This window comes from Ornithinimicrobium sp. INDO-MA30-4 (assembly GCF_021535045.1).
Lineage (GTDB): Bacteria > Actinomycetota > Actinomycetes > Actinomycetales > Dermatophilaceae > Ornithinicoccus.
On the sequence record NZ_CP091056.1, the window covers coordinates 1,511,542 to 1,534,449 of the forward strand.

At 62.1% G+C, this 22,908-nt stretch carries 25 protein-coding genes and 5 pseudogenes; 9 read left to right on the forward strand and 21 right to left on the reverse strand.

Going from position 1 to position 22,908, the window contains the following annotated elements:
- Nucleotides 1-85: 85 nt before the first annotated feature.
- The 11 genes and pseudogenes from nuoK (L0A91_RS08745) to L0A91_RS08795 form a co-directional block, all read right to left on the reverse strand.
- On the reverse strand, nucleotides 86-439 hold the full coding sequence (gene nuoK, locus L0A91_RS08745) for an NADH-quinone oxidoreductase subunit NuoK (protein WP_235243924.1): 354 nt from the start codon (nucleotides 437-439) through the stop codon (nucleotides 86-88).
- The gene (locus L0A91_RS08750; protein ID WP_235243925.1) at nucleotides 436-957 is read right to left on the reverse strand and encodes an NADH-quinone oxidoreductase subunit J; all 522 of its coding nucleotides are present in this window, start codon (nucleotides 955-957) and stop codon (nucleotides 436-438) included. Before L0A91_RS08750 ends, nuoK (L0A91_RS08745) begins: the two co-directional genes overlap by 4 nt.
- On the reverse strand, nucleotides 944-1,435 hold the full coding sequence (locus L0A91_RS08755) for a 4Fe-4S binding protein (RefSeq protein ID WP_235243926.1): 492 nt from the start codon (nucleotides 1,433-1,435) through the stop codon (nucleotides 944-946). Before L0A91_RS08755 ends, L0A91_RS08750 begins: the two co-directional genes overlap by 14 nt.
- Nucleotides 1,432-2,290: pseudogene (locus L0A91_RS08760) on the reverse strand (NADH-quinone oxidoreductase subunit H). The gene L0A91_RS08755 and the pseudogene L0A91_RS08760 overlap by 4 nt, the downstream one beginning before the upstream one ends.
- A 38-nt stretch (nucleotides 2,291-2,328) precedes the next feature.
- Nucleotides 2,329-2,649 carry a hypothetical protein gene (locus L0A91_RS18900; protein WP_311197743.1) on the reverse strand — a complete coding sequence of 107 codons (321 nt, stop codon included), beginning with the start codon at nucleotides 2,647-2,649 and terminating at the stop codon, nucleotides 2,329-2,331.
- A 100-nt stretch (nucleotides 2,650-2,749) separates the two neighbouring features.
- Nucleotides 2,750-2,971 carry a hypothetical protein gene (locus tag L0A91_RS08770; protein ID WP_235246683.1) on the reverse strand — a complete coding sequence of 74 codons (222 nt, stop codon included), beginning with the start codon at nucleotides 2,969-2,971 and terminating at the stop codon, nucleotides 2,750-2,752.
- Nucleotides 2,874-3,531, reverse strand: a pseudogene (locus L0A91_RS08775) (NADH-quinone oxidoreductase subunit B). Before L0A91_RS08775 ends, L0A91_RS08770 begins: the two are co-directional and overlap by 98 nt.
- 3 nt (nucleotides 3,532-3,534) lie before the next feature.
- Nucleotides 3,535-3,891: an NADH-quinone oxidoreductase subunit A gene (locus L0A91_RS08780; protein WP_220121688.1), complete on the reverse strand. Its 357-nt coding sequence runs from the start codon at nucleotides 3,889-3,891 to the stop codon at nucleotides 3,535-3,537.
- 88 nt (nucleotides 3,892-3,979) lie between these two features.
- On the reverse strand, nucleotides 3,980-4,639 hold the full coding sequence (locus L0A91_RS08785) for a fructosamine kinase family protein (protein ID WP_235243928.1): 660 nt from the start codon (nucleotides 4,637-4,639) through the stop codon (nucleotides 3,980-3,982).
- 23 nt (nucleotides 4,640-4,662) lie between these two features.
- The gene (locus tag L0A91_RS08790; RefSeq protein ID WP_235243931.1) at nucleotides 4,663-4,842 is read right to left on the reverse strand and encodes a hypothetical protein; all 180 of its coding nucleotides are present in this window, start codon (nucleotides 4,840-4,842) and stop codon (nucleotides 4,663-4,665) included.
- On the reverse strand, nucleotides 4,839-5,342 hold the full coding sequence (locus L0A91_RS08795) for a low molecular weight protein-tyrosine-phosphatase (protein ID WP_235243933.1): 504 nt from the start codon (nucleotides 5,340-5,342) through the stop codon (nucleotides 4,839-4,841). The genes L0A91_RS08790 and L0A91_RS08795 overlap by 4 nt, the downstream gene beginning before the upstream one ends.
- A 94-nt stretch (nucleotides 5,343-5,436) precedes the next feature.
- Here L0A91_RS08795 and L0A91_RS08800 point away from each other — a divergent pair.
- The 4 genes and pseudogenes from L0A91_RS08800 to L0A91_RS08815 all read left to right on the forward strand — a co-directional run bounded on the left by L0A91_RS08800 (nucleotide 5,437) and on the right by L0A91_RS08815 (nucleotide 9,358).
- Nucleotides 5,437-7,314 (forward strand): annotated as a pseudogene (locus L0A91_RS08800) (2-oxoacid:acceptor oxidoreductase subunit alpha).
- A pseudogene (locus L0A91_RS08805) lies at nucleotides 7,311-8,384 on the forward strand (2-oxoacid:ferredoxin oxidoreductase subunit beta). The pseudogenes L0A91_RS08800 and L0A91_RS08805 overlap by 4 nt, the downstream one beginning before the upstream one ends.
- Nucleotides 8,381-8,758, forward strand: a complete 378-nt coding sequence (locus tag L0A91_RS08810) for a hypothetical protein (protein WP_235243934.1) — start codon at nucleotides 8,381-8,383, stop codon at nucleotides 8,756-8,758. Before L0A91_RS08805 ends, L0A91_RS08810 begins: the two are co-directional and overlap by 4 nt.
- 60 nt (nucleotides 8,759-8,818) lie before the next feature.
- Nucleotides 8,819-9,358: an EamA family transporter gene (locus L0A91_RS08815; RefSeq protein WP_235243936.1), complete on the forward strand. Its 540-nt coding sequence runs from the start codon at nucleotides 8,819-8,821 to the stop codon at nucleotides 9,356-9,358.
- Between the two features lie 98 nt (nucleotides 9,359-9,456).
- On the opposite strand, the gene L0A91_RS17420 is transcribed toward L0A91_RS08815, so the two are convergent.
- A complete protein-coding gene (locus L0A91_RS17420) occupies nucleotides 9,457-9,591 on the reverse strand; it encodes a hypothetical protein (protein WP_260115168.1) in 135 nt (44 codons plus the stop codon).
- Between the two features lie 126 nt (nucleotides 9,592-9,717).
- On the opposite strand from L0A91_RS17420, the gene L0A91_RS08820 reads away from it, so the two are divergent.
- The 5 genes from L0A91_RS08820 to L0A91_RS08835 are packed head-to-tail and all read left to right on the forward strand — an operon-like array spanning nucleotide 9,718 to nucleotide 13,929.
- Nucleotides 9,718-10,632 carry a glycosyltransferase gene (locus tag L0A91_RS08820; protein ID WP_235243938.1) on the forward strand — a complete coding sequence of 305 codons (915 nt, stop codon included), beginning with the start codon at nucleotides 9,718-9,720 and terminating at the stop codon, nucleotides 10,630-10,632.
- A 57-nt stretch (nucleotides 10,633-10,689) separates the two neighbouring features.
- Nucleotides 10,690-11,190: a TetR/AcrR family transcriptional regulator gene (locus L0A91_RS08825; RefSeq protein WP_235243940.1), complete on the forward strand. Its 501-nt coding sequence runs from the start codon at nucleotides 10,690-10,692 to the stop codon at nucleotides 11,188-11,190.
- Nucleotides 11,187-11,312 (forward strand): hypothetical protein, encoded by a 126-nt coding sequence (locus L0A91_RS17425; RefSeq protein WP_260115169.1) that lies wholly within the window; start codon nucleotides 11,187-11,189, stop codon nucleotides 11,310-11,312. The genes L0A91_RS08825 and L0A91_RS17425 overlap by 4 nt, the downstream gene beginning before the upstream one ends.
- A 39-nt stretch (nucleotides 11,313-11,351) precedes the next feature.
- Complete coding sequence (locus L0A91_RS08830) at nucleotides 11,352-11,945, forward strand: hypothetical protein (protein WP_235243942.1); 594 nt, start codon at nucleotides 11,352-11,354, stop codon at nucleotides 11,943-11,945.
- Nucleotides 11,899-13,929, forward strand: a complete 2,031-nt coding sequence (locus L0A91_RS08835; protein ID WP_235243944.1) for an MMPL family transporter — start codon at nucleotides 11,899-11,901, stop codon at nucleotides 13,927-13,929. Before L0A91_RS08830 ends, L0A91_RS08835 begins: the two co-directional genes overlap by 47 nt.
- Nucleotides 13,930-14,104: 175 nt before the next feature.
- Here L0A91_RS08835 and L0A91_RS08840 read toward each other — a convergent pair whose 3' ends face one another.
- The 9 genes and pseudogenes from L0A91_RS08840 to nuoI form a co-directional block, all read right to left on the reverse strand.
- Entirely contained in the window at nucleotides 14,105-14,347 is a 243-nt protein-coding gene (locus tag L0A91_RS08840; protein ID WP_235243946.1) for a hypothetical protein, read from the reverse strand.
- Nucleotides 14,314-15,099, reverse strand: a complete 786-nt coding sequence (locus L0A91_RS08845) for a hypothetical protein (RefSeq protein ID WP_235243948.1) — start codon at nucleotides 15,097-15,099, stop codon at nucleotides 14,314-14,316. The genes L0A91_RS08840 and L0A91_RS08845 overlap by 34 nt, the downstream gene beginning before the upstream one ends.
- Before the next feature lie 10 nt (nucleotides 15,100-15,109).
- The gene (locus L0A91_RS08850; protein ID WP_235246578.1) at nucleotides 15,110-16,048 is read right to left on the reverse strand and encodes a polyprenyl synthetase family protein; all 939 of its coding nucleotides are present in this window, start codon (nucleotides 16,046-16,048) and stop codon (nucleotides 15,110-15,112) included.
- Nucleotides 16,049-16,137: 89 nt separating this feature from the next.
- Nucleotides 16,138-17,667: an NADH-quinone oxidoreductase subunit NuoN gene (gene nuoN / locus L0A91_RS08855; protein ID WP_235243950.1), complete on the reverse strand. Its 1,530-nt coding sequence runs from the start codon at nucleotides 17,665-17,667 to the stop codon at nucleotides 16,138-16,140.
- Nucleotides 17,667-19,201: pseudogene (locus L0A91_RS08860) on the reverse strand (NADH-quinone oxidoreductase subunit M). Before L0A91_RS08860 ends, nuoN begins: the two are co-directional and overlap by 1 nt.
- Complete coding sequence (nuoL, locus tag L0A91_RS08865) at nucleotides 19,201-21,060, reverse strand: NADH-quinone oxidoreductase subunit L (RefSeq protein WP_235246579.1); 1,860 nt, start codon at nucleotides 21,058-21,060, stop codon at nucleotides 19,201-19,203. The pseudogene L0A91_RS08860 and the gene nuoL overlap by 1 nt, the downstream one beginning before the upstream one ends.
- A gap of 108 nt (nucleotides 21,061-21,168) precedes the next feature.
- Nucleotides 21,169-21,468 carry an NADH-quinone oxidoreductase subunit NuoK gene (gene nuoK, locus L0A91_RS08870; RefSeq protein WP_235243952.1) on the reverse strand — a complete coding sequence of 100 codons (300 nt, stop codon included), beginning with the start codon at nucleotides 21,466-21,468 and terminating at the stop codon, nucleotides 21,169-21,171.
- The gene (locus L0A91_RS08875) at nucleotides 21,465-22,259 is read right to left on the reverse strand and encodes an NADH-quinone oxidoreductase subunit J (protein ID WP_235243961.1); all 795 of its coding nucleotides are present in this window, start codon (nucleotides 22,257-22,259) and stop codon (nucleotides 21,465-21,467) included. Before L0A91_RS08875 ends, nuoK (L0A91_RS08870) begins: the two co-directional genes overlap by 4 nt.
- Nucleotides 22,256-22,882 (reverse strand): NADH-quinone oxidoreductase subunit NuoI, encoded by a 627-nt coding sequence (gene nuoI / locus L0A91_RS08880; RefSeq protein ID WP_235246580.1) that lies wholly within the window; start codon nucleotides 22,880-22,882, stop codon nucleotides 22,256-22,258. Before nuoI ends, L0A91_RS08875 begins: the two co-directional genes overlap by 4 nt.
- Nucleotides 22,883-22,908 lie beyond the last annotated feature (26 nt).

Below are 22,908 nucleotides of genomic sequence, written 5' to 3' on the forward strand. Positions count from 1 at the left end.
AAGATCAGGAGGAAGTCAAAACTCGGCCACGGGATCGAAAAATCGGGCACTGTGATGTCGGTCCAACTACCGCTGGTGGGGGCCTTCACCGCGCAGGCACCTCGCCGTCAACCTCGTCGAGCTCGCTGCCATCTGGATCTGCGACCTCGGCACGCACGTCCAGGTCGACATGGCCGCGCAACCGGTAAAGCGCGGTAAACACGGCGAGTGCGACCACCACTTCTGCTGCGGCAATAGTGATGATGAAGATCGTGATCACCGGGCCGCTGCCGGTTTCGGCACCAAGCAAGGAGTCCGCCGTGACCAACATCAGCCCGGCTGCGGCGAGCAGCAACTCGACACCGATCAGCATCAAGACCGCGTGCCGTCGAGCCAAAACGCCATAGAGGCCAGCGCCGACCAGCAGGGCGGCCAACAACATCGGCAATGCCGGGCTCATGTTGAGCTCACCTCAGGCACAGACTCTGTCGTGCCAGCACCACGAGCCACTGCTACGGCAGCGACTAAGGCGAGCAACAACACCAGCGACAGCAATTCGAAAGGCCAGACCCAGACGCCAAAGATGTCTGCGCCGATCTCCGCCGACTCGCTCGCTGCAATCGTGCGAGCTTCCCAGCCCACCGATGCGGTCAGGGCTACCGCCAGCAGGACGGCCACCCCCGCGCTAAGCACCCCGGCAAACACCCGGTGCGGCACAGACGTCTGCACATCTCCAACACCCGACCGGGTCAGCATGAGGGCAAACAGGACCAAAACAACAACACCGCCGACATAGACCAAGACCTGGACCAGGGCGACAAGCTCAGCCCCCAAGACGAGGTAGCAACCGGCCAAGCCGAGCAGGGTGACGACCAGCCAGAGCGCGGCATACAACACTGACCGGCTCAACACAGCCAGCCAAGCGGCGCCGGTAGTCAGCAGCCCGACGCCGATAAACATCACATCAGCGCCGGTCACGTGGCCGCCTCTGCCACGTCGTCTTCGCCGCCTTGGGCTTCAACTCGGGGGTCATTTGGCACCTGGGCCATCCAGCCGCCGAGGCGGTCTTTGCCGTGCAGCAGGTTGCGGATGTCGCCTTCGGCATAGGCAAAGTCGGGAGCCCAAAGAGCGCGTCAAAGGGGCAGACCTCAATGCAAATGCCGCAATACATACACAAGGAGAAGTCGATGTCGAAGCGATCGAGGACGTTATGCGACTTAGCGCGGCCACCTTCGACCGTGGGCTCTTCAGTCTCTTTGTGCGAGTCGATATAGATGCACCAGTCCGGGCACTCGCGGGCGCACAACATGCAGGAGGTGCAGTTGTCGGCCAGCAGCGCGATGACACCGCGCGACCGATCCGGCAGCTCTGGCTCGACGTGCGGATATTGCTGGGTATGCGTCGGGCTCACGAGCGTCTTGGCCGTCGTCTTCAGGCCTTTGATCAAACCCTTCATGCGGTCATCACTACTCCTGCGCCGGTGATTGCGAGTTGCACCAGGGCCACAGGGAGCAGCACTGTCCAGGCCAGTTTTTGCAGTTGGTCTTCGCGGACTCGCGGCCAGGCCACGCGCAGCCAGATGATCAGCAATGCCATGCAGGCCGCCTTGAGGATGGTCCACAGCGGGCCCAGCGTGTCTTCGAACGGCCCGGCCGAGCCACCCAAGAACAACACGGCGAACAGCAGTGACATCACCACAATCCCGGCGTATTCGGCAAGCAAGAAGAAGGCAAACCGCAGACCCGAGTATTCGGTATAGGGGCCAAAGACGATCTCGGCATCCGCGATGGGCGCGTCAAACGGGGTCCGCTGCAACTCGGCGACCGAGGCGATCACGAACACGCAAGCGCCGGGCAACTGCCAGATCAGCCACCACGGAGACCACGCCGCCGAAATGCCAATCAGCGACAAAGACCCGGCGGCCATCGCGATGGAGGCTGCGGCCAGCACCAAGGGCAACTCGTAACTGATCAGTTGCGCGGCTGCCCGCATACCGCCGATCAAGGAGTATTTGTTGCCACTGCCCCAGCCGGCCATCAGGGTGCCAAGGGCTCCCACGGAGGTCACGGCCAGCACTACTAGCAGCGATGCCGGGACATCAGCGGCTACCCAGACCGCCGACAGCGGGATCACCGCGAGCGCCACTAAGTAAGGAACGAGAGCGACGGCTGGCGCTAGCCGAAAGATGGGTCGGTCGGCGGCAGCGGGAGTGATGTCTTCTTTGGGCAAACTTGATGCCGTCTGCGACCAGCTGGCCGATGCCGTGGAAGCCGGCCTCCATGGGGCCGAGTCTGCCCTGCATGTGTGCCATCACTTTGTGTTCGGCTTGGCCAACGACCAGTGGCAGCGTCAAAAGGCGGCCAGCACCACCAGTGCTTTGGCCACGATCTCGACGATCAGGGGAGATCGCTCATCAGCGCGGCCCCATGAGGGGTCGGGCACGCCTGGCGGCAGCACCTTGCGGCGTCGGGTTGGCTTCTTGGCTGGCGCGCCGGGGTTTTGCGGGCCACCTTCACCTGGCTCTTTGGCTCCTGGCCACGGTTTGGAAGCGCGCGCTGCCAGCACGAACGATTTAGCCAGCGGCGTCCCCTCAAAACCATCGGGGAGCAAGAGTGGGCGCAGGCCAGCACCTAGCTCATCGCTGAACCCGCTGAAGTCGGTGCCAAACATTTCGTGGGTTTCGCGCTCGTGCCAGGCCGCCCCGCGAAAACCTCCGTCAGGCTTTCCACTGACTCACCGGTCGCTACTCGGGTGCTGAGCAGCAGTCGGGCTAGGGGCGGACCGAGCCATCGCCGCTAGCGATGAGGTGCACAACGAGGTCATAGCCCGGAGCCTCCTCGTCATCGTTTTGATCGACCGCCGAGAGCCAATCAAAGAAGTCAAAACCGGCTGCTTTAGCCGCGCGCACCGACTCCGCCCAGTGGGCGAGCGGCACGCTCACCTCGTGGGCACCCGATCGAGCCACCAGGTCTGGCCAGTCGTGATCGCTCATCCGCCCTCCCCGGCGGCTTAACCGATGGCCGGGTTGCGGCACCAGCCGTGATGCTCGCTCGTCGCGCGCGAACCTGACCAGCCGACTCGTTCTTGATCTGGTCCTGCAGGGTGATGATGCCGTGCAGCAGCGCTTCTGGCCGCGGTGGGCAGCCTGGCACGTAGACGTCGACCGGGATGATTTGGTCGACGCCTTTCAGCACGCTGTAGGAGTCCCAATAAGGGCCCCGGAGTTGGAGCAGGCCCCGAAACTGATCACATACTTAGGCTCTGGCATTTGGTCGTAGAGGCGTCGGATGGCCGGTGCCATCTTGTCGGTGACGGTGCCTGAGACGACCATGAGGTCGGACTGACGCGGTCCAGGGCAAACGGGATGACGCCCATTCGAATGAAGTCGTGGCGGCCCATCGAGGCGGCGATGAACTCGATCGCGCAGCAAGCTAGGCCAAAGTTGAAAACCCATAGGGAGTAGCGACGGCCCCAATTGAGCACAATTCGGACGGCATTGGGCGCCTTGTCGGCGACTGGGCCAACGCGCGGCATCGGCAGGTCAGTGCTCATGACTCACCACCACCGCAACAAACCGCGGCGCCAGACGTGGCCTAGGCCAATGACCAGCACTCCGAGGAAGATGCCCATCTCCACCAGCGAGACGGCACCCAGCGAACTGCGCAGCACGAGTGCCCACGGGAAGAGGTAGACAGCGTCAACGGCAAAGATCACGTAGAGGAAGGCAAAAACCAGATAGCGGACGCTGCCTTGGCTCCACCCTGCGCCCTGCGGGTCTACCCCCGACTCATAAGTCAGCAGTTTGGCACGGTGTGGATCGCTCGGAGCGAGCAATCGGCGCATCCCGTAGGCACTAGCAACGAGGGCGACGCCAGAGAGCAGCACTGCTAGCAGCACCGCGTAATCACCCATGCGCTCACCCTAGCCGCGAGCGCCCACGCAGGTCGGGATTTAGGTCAGCGGCGAAGGCCGCGCTTGGCCAAGGTTTGGCGGCAAGCAGTCACAATCCACGCGTTAGGTCATCCAGTGTTGACTGCAACTGACCCACATAGGGATCGCCAAAGATGTTGACGTGCACCAGGAGCGGCAGCAGTTGGTGCAGGCCGAGGCGTTCTCGCCACCCGTCAGGCAGAGGAAAAACCTCGTTGTAGGCGTCAAATGTCTCTTGGGAGAAGCCGCCAAAGAGCGTCATCATGCCAAAGTCCAACTCGCGACTGCTCCAACTCACGGAGGGGTCAATCAGCCATGGCGTGCCGTTGACATCGCGCAAGCGGTTGCCCGACCAGAGGTCGCCGTGCACCAAGGATGGCGGCTCGAATGGGCCGACTATTTCGTCGCCATGCAAGATCAGCAGATCGATCAGCGACATCAACGACTCCGGCAACCGGCGTTGCATAACGCACCGCTGGGCCAGCGGGCGCACTCGCCCAGCCAAATAGCTCCGAGCCCACGTCTCGGCTGGCTCCAGAGTCACCTCCACTGAGCCCACATAACTGAGGGTGTTGTCGTCAATGGAGCCGAACCGCTCACCGCGCACTGAGTGCAAACGGGCCAGACCAGCACCAAAGGCCGCGTCGTTGTGGCGACGGTGAGTGTCGACTTCAACCCACTCCAGCACCAGGCCCGAGTCCTGAACGGCCAGCACCTCGGGCACGGCCATCGCCCCAGCCTCGCGCAGCGCAATCAGCCCGGCGGCTTCACGCTCGAAAAGCCCAGGCGGCGCGTTGCGGATGCATTGGCAAAGACCAAGCCATCGGTGGTTTCCACCCGGTAGGCCTCGGCGATTCCACCCCCAGCGACAGGAGAAATGCGTCGGATAAGAGCCGGGTCAATCAACTCTTCAGGCAACCCGCCAAAGCTCATCGATCGTCCCCAACGCTGGCCCGGCCCGCCACGGAGCCGTCTTGAATAGCGGCCACGAGACCGGCAGCAGCTGGCTCCAGTTGGTCAAACATGGCGGAGAAGGCCTGCTGTGGTTTGCCGTAGGGATCAGGCACATCAAGCACACCCGTGCGCTGCACATCAGGGGCGAACTGTCCCATTCGCACAACCTTGTCGCGAGACTCTTGATCCGGGGCAAGGTCAAGCAGGTCCGACACGTTGGAAGAGTCCATCGCTACGACGACGTCAAAGCGCCCAAAGTCAGACGAGGTGAACTGTTGGCCTAGGTGATCGACAGGAATATCGCGCGATCGCGCCTCCTGCCGAGCCCCCTGATGCGGCTGCTCCCCGATGTGCCACGACCCGGTCCCGGCCGACTCAATCTCGACATCCAGCCCGGCCTGCTGCGCTTGAGCAGCAAAGATTGCCTCGGCAGCAGGCGAACGACAGATATTGCCCAAGCAGACAAAAACGATGCGCATGGGACCAGTTTGCACTACGCAAAGCCCCGACAGCGGAAGGGCCACCGCCCGGGCAATGTGCACTAACCTACGGTCCCGTAGGATAGTGGCCATCATGAGTAGTAAGCCCACACGCCGGTTGGACCGGGTCATCATCCGATTCGCCGGAGACTCCGGCGATGGCATGCAACTCACAGGTGATCGCTTCACCTCAGAGACGGCTGCCCTCGGCAATGACCTGTCCACATTGCCCAACTTCCCCGCCGAAATTCGCGCTCCTCAGGGAACGCTGCCGGGCGTCTCCAGTTTTCAGTTGCACTTTGCTGACCACGAGATCTCGACCCCCGGCGATGCCCCCGATGTGTTGGTCGCGATGAACCCGGCGGCGCTCAAGGCGACCCTGCAAGACGTTCCTCGTGGTGCCGTGCTGATCATCAACACCGATGAGTTCAGCAAGCGCAACCTCGCCAAGGCCGGGTATGACGTCAACCCCCTTGACGACGGATCGCTTGAGTCGTGGCACGTGCACGCACTTCCGCTGACCTCTATGACTGTTGAAGCCCTGGCTGACTTTGGCCTGACTCGCAAAGAAAAGGAGCGGGCAAAAACATGCTCGCCCTGGGCTTGCTGTCTTGGCTCTACTCCCGCCCGCTTGAAGGCACTGAGTCGTTCCTGAAGGCAAAGTTCGCCAAGGTCCCCGAGATCCGCGAAGCTAACCTCACCGCTCTGCGGGCCGGGCACGCCTATGGCGAAACCACCGAAGACTTCGCTGTCCGATTTGAGGTCGCTGCTGCTCCGATGCGCGCTGGCGTCTACCGGACCATGACAGGCAGCCAGGCCATGGCGCTTGGCCTGGTCGCGTCGGCGCACCGCTCCGGGCTGCCCCTGGTGTTGGGTTCCTACCCGATCACCCCAGCCTCGGACATCCTGCACACGCTCTCAGCGCTCAAGCGCTACAACATCACCACGCTTCAGGCCGAAGACGAGATCGGAGCCGTCGGCATGGCGCTCGGCGCGTCCTTCGGCGGTGCCCTTGGCGTGACGACGACCTCTGGTCCTGGCTTGGCGCTCAAGGCCGAGACGATTGGTTTGGCCGTCTCGACCGAGTTGCCGATGGTCATCATCGACGTTCAGCGTGGCGGGCCTTCCACCGGCCTGCCGACCAAGACTGAGCAGTCTGACCTGCTGCAGGCCATGTTCGGCCGCAATGGTGAGTCCCCGTTGCGGTCATCGCGCCACAGTCGCCGACCGATTGTTTCGACTCTGCCGTGGAAGCAATCCGGATTGCCACGACATACCGGACTCCGGTGATTGTGCTTTCCGATGGCTACCTGGCTATGGCTCTGAGCCCTGGAATGTGCCGAATGTCGAAGACCTGCCTGGCCTTGATGTCGAGTTCGCCACCGAAACGAATGGCACTGACCCCAAGGGCAAGGATGTCTTCCACCCGTTCTTGCGCGATGAGGAGACGCTGGCCCGCCCATGGGCAATCCCGGGCACCGCTGGCCTAGAGCACCGGATCGGCGGCATCGAAAAGGCTGACGTCACCGGTCACATCTCCTACGACCCGGACAACCACGACAAGATGGTGCGTCTGCGTCAGGCCAAGATCGATGGCATCGCCAACACGATTGAGCCGCTCGAAGTTGATGACCCCACCGGCGACGCACGGGTGCTGGTGTTGGGTTGGGGCTCAACCTTTGGGCCGATTTCTGCAGCAGTTCGCCTCACTCGGGCGGCCGGGACCTCGATTGCGGTGGCTCACCTGCGCCACCTCAATCCCTTCCCGAGCAATCTCGAAGAGGTGCTGCGTTCATACGACCGCGTTGTGGTGCCAGAGATGAACCTGGGCCAACTCGCGATGCTGCTGCGCGCAAAGTTCTTGATCGACGTGTTGTCGCACACTGCCGTCCGTGGGTTGCCATTCTCATCGGCTGACCTGGCGCAGGTGCTGCACGAGCACGTCCTGCACAACGAGGAGGGCACGGCATGAGCATTGACATTGGTATGCCCGGCTCCGGCACGCATGGAGTCCCCGGGTCGACGAAGAAGCACCAAAGCAAACCAAGAAGGAGTTCACCTCTGACCAGGAGGTGCGTTGGTGCCCTGGGTGCGGTGACTACGCCGTTTTGGCCTCGGTGCAGGGCTTCCTGCCTGATTTGGGCCTGAAGCGCGAAAACATCGTCTTCGTCTCCGGCATTGGCTGCTCCTCGCGCTTCCCCTACTACCTGGACACCTTTGGCATGCACTCGATTCACGGGCGTGCCCCGGCGATTGCTACCGGGCTGGCCACCGCTCGCGAGGATCTGTCGGTGTGGGTTGTCACCGGCGATGGTGATGCGTTGAGCATTGGCGGAAACCACCTGATCCATGCCATGCGGCGCAACGTCAACATGACGATCTTGCTGTTCAACAACAAGATCTACGGCCTGACGAAGGGGCAGTATTCGCCGACGTCGGACGTGGGCGCAGTCACCAAGTCCACCCCGGTCGGCTCGGTTGACCACCCTTCAACCCGGTCTCCCTCGCCCTGGGCGCCGAAGCCACTTTGTGGGGCGCACCTTGGACTCCGACCGGGTGCACCTGACGAAGGTCTTGAAGGCTGCAGCCGAGCACCGCGGCACCTCGCTGGTCGAGATTTATCAAAACTGCCCGATCTTCAATGACGGCGCGTTCCAGCTGATCAAGGACCGCGACGAGGGCAAGGCCCGTCTGGCGCACTTGGTCGATGGCGAGCAAATCAAGGTCGGCGAAGACCACGTGGTGGTCCGCAACGGCTCCGGTATGAAGGTTGTCCCGGCTAGCGACGCCGACGAGGCCGACATCGTGGTGCACGACGCAACGGCAGCCGACCCGAGTCAGGCCTTCGCGCTCTCGCGCCTCGATGACGGCACGATGGCACATGTGCCAATGGGCATCTTCCGCAACGTTGATCGTCCAACCTATGACGACCAGGTTCGCGCCCAGGTTGAGGGCGTTCGTGCCTCCGCCGGTGGACCGGCCAGCGACGATGACTTGCAGGCACTCCTGCACGGGCAGGACACCTGGACCGTGAACGGGTGACATCGCAGTCTTCATCGCAGACTGCTAGCGAGGCAGCCGAACAAGCCAGCCTCGACGCTATGACCAAGTCCAAGGGCACGCTCTACGGCCTGGCTGCATACGGGCTGTGGGGCTTGTTCCCGCTGTATCTGAACCTGCTGCGCCCGGCTGGCGCGGTGGAGGTGCTGGCCAACCGTGTTTTGTGGTCGCTCGTGTTGTGCCTGGGCATTTTGGCGATCATGGGGCGCTTGCGCTGGATTGGCGCCCTCGTGCGTCGACCGCGAGTGCTCCTCGGCGTGACAACCGCGGGCATTTTGATCGCCTGCAACTGGACGATCTACACCTTTGCTGTGTTGGCCGACCGGGTCACCGAAGCATCATTGGGCTACTTTTGAACCCGCTGGTCACTGTGGCCCTCGGGGTGATTTTGCTTAACGAAAACTGCGACGAGCCCAATGGGTTGCCGTCGGCATTGGCACCATCGCGGCGATCTATCTCACGGTCGACTTTGGTGGGCCGCCCTGGGTCTCGATCAGCCTGGCCTTGAGCTTTGCCACCTATGGCTTGGTGAAAAGAAGGTCGGCAACTCACTGTCGGCGCTGCAGTCACTCACCGCTGAGACCATCGTCATCGCGCCCGCTGCCGCCATCGCCATTGCGGTGTTGGCGCAACAGGGCAACCTGACGTTTGGCAACGAGGGCTGGGTGCACGCACTACTGCTGGCTGGCGCAGGGGTCGCCACGACCGTGCCGCTGTTGCTCTTTGCTGGCGCTGCCCGGCGCGTGCCGCTGACGACCATCGGCTTGCTGCAGTTCATCACTCCAGTCGCGCAGTTGCTAACTGCTGTCTTTTTGCTGGGCGAGACCATGGAGCCCTCACGCTGGGTCGGCTTCGCGATGGTCTGGGTCGCACTGGCGGTGCTGAGCGCTGACTCCCTGGTCAGCGTTGGCCGGTCGCGCCGACTCGCCCGCGCCGCTCGAGGCATGGCCGCCTAGAATCAGCCCTATGTCGCCTCGAGTGTTGCTCATTGCCTGGGGCTCGCGTGGAGATGTTGCCCCCTTGTCACCCTCGGCGTCGGCCTCAAAGATGCAGGCTATGACGTCAGCGTGCTGGCTTCGCGTGACTTTGCCGAGCTGGTCGCAGCTGCCGGCTCGGGGTTCGAGGCCTTGACGCTGACGTGCGGGCCCTCGCTGATTCGCCCACCGGCCGCGCTTGGCTGGGCGGCCACCCCACCATCGTCGGCGAAGGGTTGGCACTCGGCGAGTCCTGGACGAGTTCGGTTCTCCGCTCATCGAAGGGTTGTGGGAGCACACAGGCGACGCTGACTTGCTGATCAGCGGCGTGCTGACTGCCGATGCTTGCTTTAGCCTCGCCGCCGCGCGGGCCAGCAGCACGTGATCGGCCTGCTCGCACCTATTTGGCCCAGCAGCAACGGCCCAAGCTCGGTTGCCGCCCTCTAGGCGGTCGCCGGTCTGCGATCAACAGCAAGGCCGGGTATGCGGCGCTGCGGGGCGCCTACCCGCTGATCAGCGTGCCGGGTCGCGAGATTCGCAAGCGCCTGGGCCATGGCCGCACTAGCGCTAGTTGGTTTATCAAGGAGATGAAGGCAACACCGACGCTGATGGCGGTCAGCCCACACGTGGTGCCGCCACCCCCGGATCATCGGCAGATGAAGGTCAGCGGCTATTGGGCTCCGTGGAGCACGAGCAGCGCGACCGAAGGATTGCGCGATGAGTTAGCTGCCGCGCGAAAGCACAAATCTGTCGTCTATTTAGGTTTTGGCAGCATGACCAGCGTCGACCCATCAGCCACTGCTGAACTCCTAGCCGGGGCAGCCCGGCGCAGCGGCGTGCATGCCGTGATTCATAGCGGGTGGGCTGGTCTGGGCGAACACCTCATCGGGGTCGATGACGTCACCGTCGTTGACGATGTGCCGCACGATTGGTTGTTTGCCCAGTGCGATGCGGTCGTGCACCACGGCGGGGCCGGCACTACTGCGTCGGCTTTGCGGGCCGGGGCGCCACAGGTCGTTGTCGGCCACATGGGCGATCAGTTTTATTGGGCCGACCGCGTGCACCGGCTAGGCGTGGCGGCAACGCCACTGAATCGATCAGCGCTGAGCACAGCGCGATTGGCCGACCAAATCACAGCTGTGACCACTGGACCGAAGGCAGACACTTATGCCGCCGATGCGACTCGGGTGGCCGCCATGTTGGCTCACGAGGACGGTGTTGGCAACGCAGTGAAGGCCATCCAGGGCCTGCTGTGATCTAGTTCACGCCGTGCAAGTTTGCACACAGTGCAATGTTTCACCAATGATGGACCTGTGACTCTCCTGACCTCCCGCCGCGAGCTCAACAAGCGACGCACCCGGGTAGCGATTCAGGAAGCAGTCCTGCAGGCAGCTGCCGAGCATGGCTTTGACCACGTCACCGCTGATGACGTAGCCGAGCGAGCCGGTGTCTCACGCCGCACGTTCTTCAACTATTACAGCGGCCTGGACGCTGTCGTTGCCGATGCCACTCAGGTGCCGATGCGCGGCATTGCCGAAGTCTTCCTCGCCCGCCCGGCCTCCGAAGACCCACTGCTGGCGTTGATCAACTCCCTCGATGACGCCATGCCGGAGAGCTTGGCTCGTTGGTGTGCCGCGCCGGGCTTCCCGGAGGACCCTCACCATGAGTTGCACGGCAAAGTCTGGCAACGGCATACCGAATGGGTGTCTGAGATGTTGCGCCAGCGGGTCGGCAAAGAGCCACACGACTTGTATGTCACCACCTCAGCACGACGGTGCTGCATGTCTTTGAGGCTGCCCAGATCACCTGGATGACCAAGTGCCAGGGCGCCATCGACGAGGCAGCTCGCCAAGAGTTCACCGCCGAAGTGCGAATAGCCCTCACCTTTGCTCGCGATGGTTGGCGCACCGTGCCGCCAGCCTCACCCACGACCTGAACAACCCCGCCCCTCGTTACTTTCCGAAAGGAAGCCGTCATGGCCTCTTTCTTGCACCGCCTCGGCCGCTGGTGCGCCCAGCACGCCTGGGCCACCGTCGGCGCCTGGCTCGCCATCTTGCTGGTGGTGGGTGGCGCTGCCGCGACCTTCAGCAAGCCCCTGACCAATGAGTTCTCGATCCCTGGCAGTCGCTTTGAGGCTGTCTTGGAACAACTCAAGGAAGAGTTGCCTGCGGCCGCTGGTGGCACTGGCACCGTGGTCTTCAGCAGCGATGATCCCTTCACCGATGCTCAGCGCAGCGCGATCGACGACATCATTGTTGAATGGCGTGATCTCGAGGGCATCAACGACGTCACTAATCCGTTTGAGACCCAGCAGCAGCTGGACTCCACGACGGATCAGCTGGACGCCTCGCAGGAGGAGTTGGTGGCCGGTCAGGCTCAGCTCGAAGAAGGCCAGACTGAACTTGATGCTGGCCAGGCAGAGATTGACGCCGGTCGTGAGCAGATTGCCGAGCAGCAAGCTCAGTTGGACGCCTCTGGCGATGCCCTCGGCGAGCAGGCCCTAGCGGCCGCCCAGGGAGAGCTTGACGCCGCTTCCCGAAGAGCTCGACCAGGCCCAGGCCGAGCTTGATGAAGGTCAGGCTCAGGCCGACGCTGGCGCCGAACAGATCGATGCTGGTTTGGCTCAGATCGACGCCGGTCGCCGACTGGCTACCTTGACTGACGGTCTGCGATTTGTGTCTGAAGATGGCGACACCGCTGTGGCTCAGGTGACGTTCTCGTCCGAGGCTGGCAGCATCGACCCTGATATTTCGGCCCAACTCCCAGAGACCGGCACTGTCCTGGCTGACGATGACGTTGAGGTCACCTACAGCGCTGAGATCGTCCAAGACTTCAGCAGCATCGCTGGGCCGGGCGAGGCCATTGGTGTGGCGATTGCCGCCATCGTGTTGCTCGTCATGCTGGGCAGCCTCGTTGCTGCTGGCCTGCCGCTCATCATGGCGCTCGTCGGCGTCGGTGCTGGTATCGGAACCGCGCTAGCCTTCACCACCTTCGTCGAGATGAACTCCACCGCCCCCGTGCTGGCCCTGATGTTGGGTCTCGCTGTCGGCATTGACTACTCATTGTTCCTGCTGAACAGGCACCGCAACCAGCTCAAGGACGGTATGCCGCTGCGGGCTTCGATCGCGCTGGCCACCGGCACCTCGGGCAACGCCGTGGCCTTCGCTGGCCTGACGGTCATCATTGCGCTGGCCGCTCTGTTCGTCACCGGCATCCCGTTCCTGACGGTGATGGGTTTTGCCGCTGCTGGCACGGTGGCTGTTGCAGTCCTGGTGGCTTTGACGTTGACCCCCGCGGCGCTGAGCCTGGTTGGGGCTCGCGTCCTGCCAAAGAAGCAGCGCGGCCTGGTGCAACACGATGGCGCGCATGCTGAAGCCGACGTCGAGCTTGATGAAGACGTTGACCACCAGCCCAGGCACCATGATGAAGCCAACACCGGTTGGGCTGCTGGCGTCGTCAAGCGCCCCATCCTGACGATCGTTGGCGTGCTCGCCATCGTGGCGAGCTTGGCCTTCCCGACTTTGGACCTGCGTCTTGGCCTGCCCGACGGGAGCGCCGAACCAGCCGAGTCCACCGCATACCAAACGTATGACTCGATCCGCGACAACTTCGGTGCTGGCGTGAATGGCCCGCTGCTGGGAGTGGCCGAGCTCGACGAGCCGCTAGCTGAAGGTGACCTGCCGGTGCAGGTGGCTCAGGCCGACCTCGGTGAGGCGCTCGTGGCCATCGACAATGTCGAATACGTCGCCCCGATCGGCGTCAGCGATGACCGGCAGACCTTGGCCTTTCAGATTGTCCCCAGTGGTGGCCCCTCAGAAGAGTCCACCGTGCAACTGGTGAGCGACCTGGATGCTGCTGGCGATGAGATCGGCGCAGCGAATGACGCCACGATTGGCTTCACGGGTCAGACCGTGGCCAACATCGATATCTCCAACCAGTTGGGCGATGCGCTGCCGATCTATCTGCTGGTTGTCCTAGGCCTGTCACTGATCCTGCTGTTGCTGGTCTTCCGGTCTATCGTGATCCCGCTGTTGGCCACCGCTGGCTTCCTGCTGTCGCTGGCTGCCGCGTTCGGCGTGGTTGTTGCGGTCTACCAGTGGGGCTTCCTTAGCTCGATCTTCGGTGTGACGGAGCCAGGGCCGATCTTGAGCTTCCTGCCGATTCTGCTGATCGGCGTGCTCTTTGGCCTAGCGATGGACTACCAGGTGTTCTTGGTGTCGGCTATGCGCGAGATGAAGGTGCATGGAGCCAGCGCGCACGATGCCATCGTCAAGGGCTTCAACCACAGCGCACGTGTCGTCGTTGCTGCCGCGATCATCATGATCTCCGTGTTTAGCGGATTCATCTTTGCTGAGCTGGCGATGATCCGACCGGTCGGACTCGGTATGGCTGTGGGCGTGCTCATTGACGCCTTCTTGATCCGGATGACGCTGACCCCGGCGGTGATGGCGCTGCTGGGCGAGAAGGCTTGGTTTATCCCCAAGTGGCTCGACAAAGCTCTGCCCGATGTCGACGTTGAGGGCTCAAGCCTGGAGCGGGAATACACGAAGTAGTCACTACTGCGCATCACTCGTGCGGCCACCGTGGCTACTCGCGGATAAACAATGAGAGGGCCCTGCCACTTCGGCGGGGCCCTCTCATCTGTCTGTGCGCAGTTTCGCCCCGTGACCATGAGTCAATATGGGCACGATGTGGCCTGCAAAACATGCACGGGTGTCCCATTTCGCCTCATCGCGGCGGGCTGGCTGCCTGACTGGCGGCCAGCCGGAGCGCGTCGTAGGCCGCAGCCGCCGCAAACTCATCACTCAACTCGATGGCCAGGTTGCTGCCACTCGCGCGATAGATCACGACCCCCGGGCCGCCATTGGCAACATAAGCCGTGCCTTTGCGGGAAACCCGCAAGCCGTTGCCGCCCCACTCCATCGGCTTGACCTTGGTTAACTCAACGCCCAAAACTTCACTCGCTGGCACGTTGAAAACGCCGATGCCACCAACGGTGGTGCGACCTCGCAGGCCGGCTTCCGTGACGGAGAAGTCCATCGAGGCCAGCAAAAGCAAGCTGCCGCGGTGAGCCCAAGCGATACCGCGACGAAGAGGCCAGAGAAAAGGCCAGACCCGGTGGCCAGGATGATGCCCGTGCACGTCACCGCGATGAAGACGATGAACCAACCTGTGGCTTTGAGGACACCTGATGCGGTCTGCGCCGACCACGGCAACTCGCCCTCACGCACCTTTTTAGGGATCCGGCTGCGACCAGGGATAGCTGAAATGACCTCAGCGCGGGCAGGCATGGAGCGGCCGTGAATGGCCCAGCAGCTATAGCCCCAAGCAGCAGCAATCACCAGCGTCAGCAGCACCCACAAAGGGCTAACGTCTTGCGGGCTCCGAGCCAGGTTCGTCACGAGCGCGGTGACAAGATACGAAGCAGCCGAGAAGCCCCCGATCGTCGTTAGTGCGGACATCAACCACCGCGAAGTCCAACTCGACAGGAATCGTGCCAATCCGCCAACAACTGCAGCACCACACGCAGCAGCAGCGGTGATGGAGAAGGTGGCAGCGAGGTATCCCCCACCCGTGGCAACGGCATCGACTTCGTCGCTGAAGCCCCAATGGGTCGGCATCAGCGCTGGTTGCACGATTACGGTCGCGCCTAGCAGCAGGACAGCGAGTGGGGACAGGGCCCAAATGCCAGCGGCCAGTCGCTTGTCCCGTGTCGCAGTCATAGAGCCGATCCTAGGCAGACCGGCTGGCTACGCCATCAACCAGGGCGACCAGCGCGTCGATCACGGGGCCTTCGCCGATGCTGGCCAAGAGCGCCCGCGCTTCATCGGCTACCTGATCGGTATGCGCCTGAGCAGCGTCCATAGCGTCGTGGGCACGCAACAGGGTCACCGCCTCGGCGACCTCGTCAGCATCCGCGATCGGCCCAGCCAGCAACTCCTGCAGTCGAGCATCAGCTGGGTCACTCGACGCCCGAGCCAGTAATACCGGCAGGGTGGCCTTGCCTTCACGCAGGTCTGTTCCGGGCGTCTTGCCCGAGACATCAGCGTCGGAGGAGATATCCAGCAAGTCATCGGCTAGTTGGAAGACCATGCCGACCTTCTCTGCATACTCGGTCACCGCAGCCACAGCCTCCGGCGAGGCGCCACCGAACGTCGAGCCGTACCAAGCAGCCGTTGAAATTAGCGAGCCTGTCTTGTCGGCAAGGACACCCAGGTAGTAGTCAATGGGGTCAACGTCGACGCCAGGAGTCCGCTCATCACGAATCTGACCGGAGCACAGGCGGACAAAGGTTGCTGCCTGCACCTTGACTGCCTCTGGCCCGAGGTCAGCGATCACGGATGAAGCAGTGCCAAACAGTAAGTCACCGACCAAGATAGAAACCGCGTTGCCGTAGCGCACATTGGCGCTCTGCACCCCGCGGCGCAACTCAGCCTCATCCATGACGTCGTCGTGATAGAGCGAAGCCAAGTGCGTCAACTCAACACCTACGGCAGCATCCACAACTTGGTCGTTAATGCCCTCGCCCAATTCTGCAGCCAACAAGGTCAACAACGGACGGAATCGTTTCCCGCCAGCGGCAGCCAGGTGGCCGGCCGCTTCGGCAATGAACTCATCCTCGTGATCGATGACTTCGCACAATCGTAGATCAAATTTGGCCATGCCGACCATGATCCGGTCGGCCAAATCGTCGTCAATACCCGGAATGACCGGGTCAGCCGCAGTGGCTGACCCGGTCTGGGGTGTCTGGGATTCTGAGGTCACCGCAGGAACTGTGAAGCCTGTTGCGCGACCTCGAGCATCGGCGAAGGCACGACGCCCAGGAACAACGTCACGACAACACCGAACGCGATAGCGAACAGCGTCAGCGCGGAGGCATTGATCACCACGGTGTCATCGTCGGAGTCGCCGAAGTACATCGTCACGATCAACCGGAAGTAGACATAGGCCGTCACGGCCGAGGCCAGCACGCCGATGACGGCAAGCCAGGCGTAGCCACCCTGGACACCAGCAGAGAACACCGCGAACTTGCCGGTGAAGCCGGATGTCAGCGGGATGCCTGCGAAGGCCAGCATCAAGAAGCTAAACGCGGCTGCAACCCACGGGTTTGTCTTGCCGAGGCCAGCCCACTGAGACACGTGGGTGGCTTCGGTCCCCGAGGAGCGGACCATCGTGACAATGGCAAAGGCCGGAATCGTCATGAAGCCATAGGTCACTAGGTAGAACATCGTGCTGGTGACACCCGACTGCTGCAGCGACACCAAGCCGACCAAGATAAACCCGGCGTGGGCGATCGATGAGTAGGCCAAGATGCGCTTGACGTCGGTCTGACGCACCGACATGACGGCACCGACGATCATGGTGATCGCGGCGATGACGGCCAGGATCGGTGCCCAATCGAGCCGCGCGCCTTCCACAGCCACGTAGAACACGCGGAGCATGGCACCAAATGCGGCGACCTTGGTGCAGGCCGCCATGAAGCCGGTGACCGGTGTCGGGGCTCCCTGGTAGACATCTGGCGTCCACGCGTGGAACGGAACAGCACCGACCTTGAACAGCAGACCAGTCGCCACCAGCAAGACGCCGGGGACCAGCAAGCCATCCATCAGCACCTCGGTGCCAATCGAAGCAGCAATCACGTCGAAGCGCATCGAGCCGGCGTACCCATAAATCAAGGCGGCACCGAACAGGAAGAACGCCGAGGAGAAGGCACCGAGCAGGAAGTACTTCAGCGCTGCCTCCTGCGAGAGCAGGCGGCGACGGCGGGCCAGGCCCGACAGCACGTAGAGCGGGAGCGAGAGGATCTCAAGCGCGATGAACATGACCAGCAGGTCATTGGCCATCGTGAAGAGCATCATGCCGCCGATAGAGAACAACGTCAGCGGGTAGATCTCCGTCGTGGTCGCGCCCATCTTGGTCGCGAGGGCCTCTTCGGCAGAGCCAGGAGTCGAAACTCCGGCCTGGGTGAAGGCGTCGGGAGTTTCCCCACCGAAACGCTCGCTCATGACCAGGACGCCGATCACGGACAGAACCAAGAGCAGACCCTGCAAGAAAAGCGACGGACCATCGATAACGACGGCGCCAGCAGCAGTTGACCCCTGGTTGTCGCGGGCCACCATGATGATGGCCAAGAAAGCCAACACCAAGGTGGCGATGACTATGGGTAGGTGAATGGCATAACGCTTGGCCTTGCCAGCAAAGCCTTCCACCGCGACGCCAACCAAGCCGCCAACAAACACGATGATCAACGGCAGCAGCGCTGCATAGCTAATCTCGGGAGCTTCAAACATCAGCGCTCATTCCCTTCGGCGTCGACGCTGGTAGGCGCCGGGTTTGAAACGCCGACATTTTGCAAGGTGGTCTGGACAGCAGGCTCGAGCAGTTCAGTGACCGGCTTCGGGTAGAACCCAAGCACCAGGAAGGCCACGATGAGCGGGGCCACCACGAACTTCTCGCGCATACTCATGTCCGGCGTCGTGCCAGCAAACTCTTCTGGCGCTGGGCCAGTCGCAACCTTCTTGTACATCAGCAGGATGTACAAGGCCGCGAGTAGGACACCCATGGTGCCGATCACCGCAAACACGGGGTATGTCTGGAAGGTTCCGACGATGACCATGAACTCCGAGACGAAGGAGTTCAGCCCGGGTAGAGCCAAGCCGGAGAGACCAGCGATCAAGAACGACCCGGCGATCAGTGGCGTCACTCGTTGCCAGCCACCAAAATCAGCGATCTGGCGCGAGCCGCGACGCTGGATCATCATCGCGGCGATCAGGAATAGCGCTGCGGTGGTGAACCCGTGGTTGACCATGTAGAGCGTGGATCCGGTCATGCTCACCGTGGTGAGCGCGAAGATGCCAAGCACGATGAAGCCGAAGTGGCTGATCGAGGTGTAAGCGATCAAGCGCATCATGTCCGTCTCGCCGATGGCCAACATGGCACCGACCAAGATCGAGATGACCGCGAGAGTCATCACCAATGGGGTGGCCCACTGGCTGGCTTCGGGGAATAACTGCAAGCAAAAACGCAGCATGCCGAAGGTGCCGACCTTGTCGAGCACGCCGACCAACAACACGGCAGTCGCGGGACGTGCCTCGCTGGCGGCGTGTGGCAACCAGGTGTGAACCGGCCACATCGGGGCCTTAATAGCGAAGGCGATGAAGAATCCGGCGAACAGCCAGCGCTCGGTCGAAGCGCCAATCGGCAGCCCGGTGAGGTTCTGAATCAAGAAGCCTTCGGTGCCACCGGGGCCCTGCAGGTAAAGGGCGATGACAGCCACCAGCATGATGAGGCCACCGAGCAGCGAGTAGAGCAGGAAGCTCGTGGCTGCTTTCGCCCTGCCTGCGCCACCGAATGAACCGATCAGGAAGTAGACCGGGATCAGCATGACTTCGAAGAAGACATAGAAGAGGAAGACGTCGGTGGCTGCAAAAACACCGATCATCGTCGACTCCAGCACCAGCATCAGCGCGAAGTACGTCTGCTGACGACGGTTGTCTGCACTGGGGACATCGTTCCAGGCCGCCAATAGACAGATCGGCACCAGGACGACACCCAGCAAGATCATCGACAGCGCAATGCCGTCAACACCCAGAGCGAAGCTCACACCGAACTGCGGAATCCAGGGTAGACCTCGGAAAGCTGGTACTGCGTGCTCGATCCGATGTCGAACTGGAATGCCATCAGCACACCAAGGAGCAAAGTCACCAGGGAGATACCCATGGCAAGCTCACGAGATTTAGCAAAACCACGAGGCATTCCAGCGACTACTGCGGCACCCACCATGGGCACCAACAGCAGAAGCGTCAGCCAGGGAAAGTCTGTCATCACTGCATCACCCAAACAGCACCAAGAATGACGACAATGCCAGCCAGCATTGTCATGGCATAGGAGCGCACGAACCCGTTCTGGGTGCGGCGCAGCAGGTCAGAAAGCCCTGCGAGGCTGCCTGTGGTCTTACCCACCATGCCGCCTTCAATCAAGTCACGGTCGGTGGCGACCAACATCGTCACCATGCCCTCACCTGGCTTGCGCAGGAAGACTTCGTTGAAGTCGTCCTGCAGCAAGTCGCGACGAGCAGCCTTGGTGAGGGCACTGCCTTCCGGAGCCTCAGTCGGAACTTCGGACTTCCAGTACATGAAGTAGGCCAACGCTGCACCCAGGAACACCAGGACAAGCGTCAACGTCACAATCACCGGGATTGCCAGGACTGGCTCGTCGTGTTCAACGTGTCCGAAGACCGGCTCGAGCCAGGACTCTAGGATGCCTGTCGGGCCAAGAATGAAGCCAAGCGAGATAGAGCCCACGGCCAAGATCATCATCGGCACCGTCATCGACAGCGGCGACTCATGCGGGTGCTGGTCGTCTTCCCAACGGGCCTTGCCCTGGAAGGTCATGAAGAACAGGCGCGACATGTAGAACGCGGTAATGCCAGCACCGATCAGGGCCGTGAAACCAAAGACCCAGGGCTGCCAGCCTTCGCCGACGAACGCCGTCTCAATGATCTTGTCCTTGGACCAGAATCCGGCAAACGGCGGAACACCCAAGATGGCGAGCCAGCCCATCATGAACGTAATCCAGGTGATCTTCATCGCGCGAGACAGTCCACCGTAGCGGCGCATGTCTACCCGGTTATTCATCCCGTGCATGACCGAGCCAGCACCGAGGAACATGCCAGCCTTGAAGAAGCCGTGCGTCACCAGGTGGAAAATCGCGAAGGTGTAACCGATCGGGCCAAGTCCAACGGCAAGCATCATGTAGCCGATCTGGCTCATGGTCGAGGCAGCCAAAGCCTTCTTGATGTCGTCCTTGGCACAACCGACGATCGCACCGTAGACCAGCGTGATCGCACCGACAACGGCAACCACCACGCGAGCATCAGGCGTCTCAATGTAGATCGCCTGGCTACGCGCAATGAGGTAGACACCGGCGGTCACCATGGTTGCCGCGTGGATCAAAGCGGAAACCGGAGTTGGACCCGCCATGGCGTCGCCCAACCACGACTGCAGCGGGAACTGAGCCGACTTACCGCAAGCACCGAGCAGCAACAGCAGGCCAACGGCCAACAACGCACCCTGGCTCATGGACGCGGCGTTCTCGTTGACCGTGGCGTAGTCCAGCGCCCCGATGCTGGCGAACATCACCGACATAGCCGTGATCAGACCAAGGTCACCGATGCGGTTGACGACGAACGCCTTGTTGGCGGCCGTCGCATACGCGGGGTTCCAGTTCCAGAAGCCGATCAGCAGGTAGGACGCGAGGCCCACACCTTCCCAGCCGACGAAGAGCACGAGGTAGGAGTCGCCGAGCACCAAGATCAGCATCGCGGCAACAAACAAGTTCAGGTATGCGAAGAAGCGGCGCTTGTCGGGGTCGTGCTCCATGTAGCCCAGGGAGTACACGTGGATCAAGGATCCGACAAACGTGATCAGCATGACGAACACCATGGACAGCGGGTCGAGCAGCAAGCCGACGTTGACGCTCAGGTCACCGGCAGCCACCCACTCCCACAACTGCACCGAGAGCGCACGTTCTTCCTCACCACGCCCAGACATCTGGAAGATCACGCCCAAACCCACGGCAAAGGCGGCCCACGACATGATCGTCGCGAACATTGGTCCCCATGAGTTGGTGGCCTTGCCACCGATCAAGAGGACTGCAGCGCCCAGCAGCGGCAGGGCAATCATCAGCCAGCCCAGGGAGGCGAAGCCATCAGCAGCCGTGGCAGTCACCGAGTGTGTCTCGGTGAGCGCGATGCCGGCGGAGGTCTCTAAGACAGACACGCAGCTCGCTCCTTACAGCTTCAAGAGGTTGGAGTCGTCGACCGAAGCGGTTCGACGAGCACGGAAGATGGACATGATGATCGCTAGCCCGACCACAACCTCAGCGGCAGCCACGACCATGACGAACAAGGCGTAAACCTGACCGTCCAGCGTGCCGTGCATCCGAGCGAACGTCACCAAAGCCAAGTTGGTTGCGTTCAGCATGAGCTCGACCCCCATGAACACCACGATGGTGTTGCGCCGAGTCAGCACGACGAGTGCACCAATGGTGAACAGGATCGTTGCCAGATAGATGTATGCGACCAAGGTCATGACTGGCCCTCCTCTTCGGGGGCAGCCACAAGGTCAGTGTTGGGAACGTTGTCCTCGCCGCTTGTCTGCGTCACTGCCGCGTACTGGGTCACCGAGGCAACCTGACCGCGAGCAACCAGCACGCGGGGCACGGATTCTTCCGTTGGTGTGCCATCAGGCAGCAAAGCCGGAGTGTCTGCGGCATTGTGACGCGCATACACACCCGGGTTCGGCTTACCTGCGAGCCACTTCATCGAGCGCACGGTGGCGGTGGAGGTTGCCCGCTGGTTCATCAACGGCAGCAAGCGCTCGTGGTGCGCGAGCACCATCGCGCCCATTACCGAGATCACCAGCAGGGTGGCCAGAATTTCGAAGCCGAAGACCTGGCGCTCAAAGATCTCCCGAGCCAAAGCCGTGACGGTTCCTTCTTCTTGAACCGCCGCGAGGCCAACTGGTTCGCGGAAGGTCACGCTGGCCACACCAGCCATCGCCGTGACGACAAAGGCCGCGGCGAGCAGGTATGCCCACAGCCGTTGGCCCTTCAAGGTCTCCACGAGGGAGTCCGAAGCATCAACGCCTACCAGCATGACGACGAACAAGAACAGCATCATGACGGCGCCGGAGTAGACGAAGATCTGGATGACTCCGACGAACTCGGCCTGCTGCGCGATGTAGACGACACCCATCGCGACCATGACCAGCGCCATCGACATGGCGGCGTGCACGGCCTTGTGAGCAAAGAGCAATCCGAGTGCCCCAAGCACCATGGCGGGTGCGATCACCCAAAAGAGAGTTGCTTCTCCCCCACTCATCGGTAAACCTCCTGCGACGACTCAGCGTCGTCGTCGTTAGCAACCTGCTGAGCAGCCCGATCGCGATCGCCAACATAGTCCTTTTGCGACTGCGTTGGGGCCGTCACCTGGCCCAAGTAGTAGTCGCGCTCTTCCATGCCATCGGCCATCGGGAACGGCGGCGGCAACATGCCTTCACGCAACGGCGCGAGGAGTTGGTGCTTTTCGTAGATCAGCGGTGCCCGCTCACGGTCTGCAATCTCGTAGTCGTTGGTCATCGTGAGCGCTCGCGTGGGACAAGCCTCGATGCACAATCCACAGAAGATGCAGCGCAGGTAGTTGATTTGGTAAACACGTCCGTACCGCTCACCCGGTGAGAAACGAGCGGCATCAGTGTTGTCCGCACCTTCAACCAAGATCGCGTCCGCGGGGCAAGCCCAAGCGCAAAGTTCGCAGCCGACGCACTTCTCGAGGCCATCCGCGTGCCGGTTCAACTGGTGGCGCCCGTGGAACCGCGGCTGCGTAGGACGCGGCTTCTCCGGATACTCCTCAGTGGCGACTTTGGCGAACATCGTCTTGAACGTGACGCCAAAACCAGCGACGGGAGCCAAGGTGTCACTGACTTCGCTGCGGATGCGGGCCATCAGGCCCGTCTTCTCGCTGGGTGGAG

Excerpts from the sequence above, each read along its gene's own strand:
- nuoK (WP_235243924.1), bottom strand. The coding sequence starts at position 439 with ATGAGCCCGGCATTGCCGATGTTGTTGGCCGCCCTGCTGGTCGGCGCT.
- L0A91_RS08755 (WP_235243926.1), bottom strand. The coding sequence starts at position 1,435 with ATGAAGGGTTTGATCAAAGGCCTGAAGACGACGGCCAAGACGCTCGTG.
- L0A91_RS18900 (WP_311197743.1), bottom strand. The coding sequence starts at position 2,649 with ATGTTTGGCACCGACTTCAGCGGGTTCAGCGATGAGCTAGGTGCTGGC.
- L0A91_RS08770 (WP_235246683.1), bottom strand. The coding sequence starts at position 2,971 with ATGAGCGATCACGACTGGCCAGACCTGGTGGCTCGATCGGGTGCCCAC.
- L0A91_RS08780 (WP_220121688.1), bottom strand. The coding sequence starts at position 3,891 with ATGGGTGATTACGCGGTGCTGCTAGCAGTGCTGCTCTCTGGCGTCGCC.
- L0A91_RS08785 (WP_235243928.1), bottom strand. The coding sequence starts at position 4,639 with ATGGCCGTGCCCGAGGTGCTGGCCGTTCAGGACTCGGGCCTGGTGCTG.
- L0A91_RS08790 (WP_235243931.1), bottom strand. The coding sequence starts at position 4,842 with ATGAGCTTTGGCGGGTTGCCTGAAGAGTTGATTGACCCGGCTCTTATC.
- L0A91_RS08795 (WP_235243933.1), bottom strand. The coding sequence starts at position 5,342 with ATGCGCATCGTTTTTGTCTGCTTGGGCAATATCTGTCGTTCGCCTGCT.
- L0A91_RS08815 (WP_235243936.1), top strand. The coding sequence starts at position 8,819 with ATGGGTTGCCGTCGGCATTGGCACCATCGCGGCGATCTATCTCACGGT.
- L0A91_RS08820 (WP_235243938.1), top strand. The coding sequence starts at position 9,718 with ATGCTTGCTTTAGCCTCGCCGCCGCGCGGGCCAGCAGCACGTGATCGG.
- L0A91_RS17425 (WP_260115169.1), top strand. The coding sequence starts at position 11,187 with ATGACCAAGTGCCAGGGCGCCATCGACGAGGCAGCTCGCCAAGAGTTC.
- L0A91_RS08830 (WP_235243942.1), top strand. The coding sequence starts at position 11,352 with ATGGCCTCTTTCTTGCACCGCCTCGGCCGCTGGTGCGCCCAGCACGCC.
- L0A91_RS08845 (WP_235243948.1), bottom strand. The coding sequence starts at position 15,099 with ATGACTGCGACACGGGACAAGCGACTGGCCGCTGGCATTTGGGCCCTG.
- L0A91_RS08850 (WP_235246578.1), bottom strand. The coding sequence starts at position 16,048 with ATGGTCGGCATGGCCAAATTTGATCTACGATTGTGCGAAGTCATCGAT.
- nuoN (WP_235243950.1), bottom strand. The coding sequence starts at position 17,667 with ATGTTTGAAGCTCCCGAGATTAGCTATGCAGCGCTGCTGCCGTTGATC.
- nuoL (WP_235246579.1), bottom strand. The coding sequence starts at position 21,060 with ATGATTGCCCTGCCGCTGCTGGGCGCTGCAGTCCTCTTGATCGGTGGC.
- nuoK (WP_235243952.1), bottom strand. The coding sequence starts at position 21,468 with ATGACCTTGGTCGCATACATCTATCTGGCAACGATCCTGTTCACCATT.
- L0A91_RS08875 (WP_235243961.1), bottom strand. The coding sequence starts at position 22,259 with ATGAGTGGGGGAGAAGCAACTCTCTTTTGGGTGATCGCACCCGCCATG.
- nuoI (WP_235246580.1), bottom strand. The coding sequence starts at position 22,882 with ATGGCCCGCATCCGCAGCGAAGTCAGTGACACCTTGGCTCCCGTCGCT.